The sequence below is a fragment of the Vibrio sp. genome, assembly GCF_984391705.1.
Genome location: NZ_CFHWOM010000127.1, coordinates 1 through 3,023 on the forward strand (window position 1 = coordinate 1; position 3,023 = coordinate 3,023).

Below are 3,023 nucleotides of genomic sequence, written 5' to 3' on the forward strand. Positions count from 1 at the left end.
ACTTACATCGAATCAAGAGTTTGATTTCTGTATGTCTGGTGTGAGGCTAGGGGAGTTAAGATCCCAAGTAAAAGATGTCGCTTTTTCTGAAAGCGTCCAGAGTCTTTCCGCCGCCTCTTCATCTAGGGCGATTTTGTCAAGATTATTGATGTCTACAGGCCCTACGGTATCAGCGCGTTTAGTTGGCCCATACAAGGTTTCAGACGTCAGTCCATCTTGTGTTGCACATAGCAATTGGGGCCACGCGCCTTTCTCAGCAGATTGAGCTATGAATCTAGACATCACAGCCCATAAGACTTTGTTGAATGTGCTTGCCGTGTCTTTTAACAAGTTTGTTCTTGAAGCTCCTGGATGACACACGTGAACTTGTACCGATTTGCCAAGTGATTGGATGCGGCGTTGTAATTCATAAGCAAACATCACTTGAGCAAGCTTGCTTTGCGCGTAGGAGTCCCAAGCTGTATATCTGCTATCAAAGTTGACGTCTTCAAATTGAATGCGTTTCTTCCCCATTTTATATGCGGTACTGCCCACAACGACGATTCGCCCGTTACTTGCTTCTATGCGCGGATACAACAAACCGCATAGCAAGAAATGACCGTAATGATTAACGCCCAATTGGCTCTCAAAGCCATCAACAGTGAGTTGCTGTTTAGCCACTTGAGCGATGGCACCATTACATATCAGCGCATCAACTTTTTCTACCTCATCTAGAAGTTGTGATGCGGCTTTCTTCACAGAGGTTAAACTACCGAGGTCCATGGTGATAAAGCTAATATCTATATCCGTCCCTAGTGTTTCTTTAAGCTCTGTAATGGCCATTAGAGACTTATCTGGATTACGGTTCATCATCACAACTTTGGCACCTTTTGATAAGAGTATGCGTGTTGCTTGATAGCCGGTCCCACTGTTAGCACCTGTAATGACATAGGTTTTTCCAGCAAGAGAACCAATGTTATCGGGCGTCCAGCCTTTAATACCAAATTGTTTAGTAGCCATTGTATTAACCTCGTTTTGATTTACGACTCTATAGAGACAACAACACCTTGATTGCATTTTTGAGCGTGCTGCCTAATGTAGTAATTCCGCACAAAATGAACTATAACTCTCAATAGGAATGGCTAATACGCGGATTAGTCGCTATTTCTTGCCTATTAATGTCATTGCTGGCTTAAGGTAATTCGATGAAGCAGAAATTAAAAGATTTGGTTGCCGAGAGGCTAACGACAGATGGCATGTTTGAAAGCCGAATTAAAGGCGTACAACTATTCAAGGTGACGAATGCAGTCCCTTGTGCGCCTGCAATCTACGACCCAGCTTTGATTGTGATTTTGAATGGGAAAAAAGAAGCGATATTGGAGGGCGACCGTTTTGTTTACGATAGCCAGCAATATATGTGTTGTGTTGCCTCGCTTCCGGTTGAGGCTGGGACACCAGAAGCGTCTGTACAAGATCCATTGATTGGTGTGTATGTATCTCTCGATACAAACGTGATGAAAGAGCTCACGATTGAAATGGAGGACATGCTAGATGTTGCGCCAGCGTCAAAAAGCAACGTGCAACCGCAAAGTTTATTGCTTTCGAATTGGGACGAGGAGTTTACAGAAGCTTTATACCGACTTATTCAAATAAGTGACAATGTCACTAGTTCTAAGGTCTTAGGGGAAGGTCGCTTAAGAGAACTCTACTACACATTGCTGAAAGGTGAGTGTGGTTCGTCAATCAGAAAGGCTTTTGGTGTAGGAAATGGGATTACGCGTGCTATTGAGCATTTGTCTACAAACCTCGATAAGAACGTAACTATTGATGAACTCGCATCGTTAGTGGGCATGAGTAGGGCGGTGCTGCATCGTAAGTTTAAGCAAGCAACCAGAATGTCTCCAATACAATTTATGAAGTCGATGCGTCTCAATAGTGCTGCGATGAAAATTGCGGCTGGCGCAAATGTTAGTGAAGCGGCGATGGAAGTAGGGTATGTCAGTTCATCGCAATTTAGTCGAGAGTTCAAACGCTTATATGGTCAATCCCCAAAACAGTGGGTTCAGTCTAAAGGCTTGGTAGAGGGCGTCGCATAGCAGGCACTCATTTGTCTACGTGAGATTAATGGGCAAGTTTTCGAGAGTATGTCGTCTAGTTTGAACAAACGCTTAGAGCTAAGCTTTGTTCATGCACTCAAACTCGGCGCACTACTTGTGAAAAAACTCATTCTATCTTTGGGAGTCTGTATGAGCCTAGCTACAACAACTTCAGCGAACGAAACCAATAAAGCACTACATGAATTGTCAGACACGGTTCAAGACTCGGAAGGTAATGTCTACCGAACCGTCACCATCGGTAATCAAGTGTGGTTTGCAGAAAACTTAAGAAGCACTAAGTTTCAAGACGGATCTGATGTGAGCTCTGCTGCCATCCCTGAAGATAATCCGGAGAATCTACTCAAGTATGGTCGTTTATACGATTGGCATGACGTTGCTGACGCTAGAGGGTTATGTCCTTTAGGGTGGAGAGTTGCAACAGATGAAGATTGGATGGTGTTAGAAAAAACGCTCGGTATGGCGGAGCAAGAGCTTATTACCGAAGGCTGGCGTGGAGGAGAGCAAAACATTGGGCTTCAATTAAAAGAACATCAAGCTGATGGCTTGTTTAGCAAAGTCGACGAGTCGCAACTTAATAGACAGCGCTTTTTCGCTCGTCCTGCCGGTGTGAAATGGAATGGCTGGTACATCACACAAGGTGCTTACAGCGAGTTTTGGACAGGCACCAGCGCGACAGACAAAAAGGCGTATATCCGTACTTTGGCGTATTCATGGTGGAACGCACACAAAAATGAAATAAGACGAGCGACGAGCACCAAAGATTATATGTTTTCTGTAAGGTGCGTGAAGATTTAAGGCTCTGATTATTTGATGCTTACCCCGTTGAGTGTTTGGATGGTGATAAGTACTGTCTCGCTGATAGTTAAGCAATTTAGAATAAGTAATTCTAAGGCTCGTATTCTAAGATGTTGTTATTCGAATGATTGA

Annotated in this window: 3 protein-coding genes; 2 read left to right on the forward strand and 1 reads right to left on the reverse strand. The window is 43.8% G+C overall.

Annotation, left to right across the window (positions count from 1 at the left end):
* Window positions 1-12 precede the first annotated feature (12 nt).
* Window positions 13-999, reverse strand: coding sequence for an SDR family oxidoreductase (locus AC4MRV_RS21790; RefSeq protein ID WP_491189366.1), 987 nt, complete (start codon window positions 997-999; stop codon window positions 13-15).
* Window positions 1,000-1,184: 185 nt separating this feature from the next.
* Between AC4MRV_RS21790 and AC4MRV_RS21795 the strand changes: the two genes are divergently transcribed.
* Window positions 1,185-2,075 (forward strand): AraC family transcriptional regulator, encoded by an 891-nt coding sequence (locus AC4MRV_RS21795; protein ID WP_150873069.1) that lies wholly within the window; start codon window positions 1,185-1,187, stop codon window positions 2,073-2,075.
* 150 nt (window positions 2,076-2,225) lie between these two features.
* On the forward strand, window positions 2,226-2,891 hold the full coding sequence (locus AC4MRV_RS21800; RefSeq protein ID WP_491189367.1) for a fibrobacter succinogenes major paralogous domain-containing protein: 666 nt from the start codon (window positions 2,226-2,228) through the stop codon (window positions 2,889-2,891).
* Window positions 2,892-3,023: the final 132 nt, after the last annotated feature.

Excerpts from the sequence above, each read along its gene's own strand:
- AC4MRV_RS21790 (WP_491189366.1), bottom strand. The coding sequence starts at position 999 with ATGGCTACTAAACAATTTGGTATTAAAGGCTGGACGCCCGATAACATT.
- AC4MRV_RS21795 (WP_150873069.1), top strand. The coding sequence starts at position 1,185 with ATGAAGCAGAAATTAAAAGATTTGGTTGCCGAGAGGCTAACGACAGAT.
- AC4MRV_RS21800 (WP_491189367.1), top strand. The coding sequence starts at position 2,226 with ATGAGCCTAGCTACAACAACTTCAGCGAACGAAACCAATAAAGCACTA.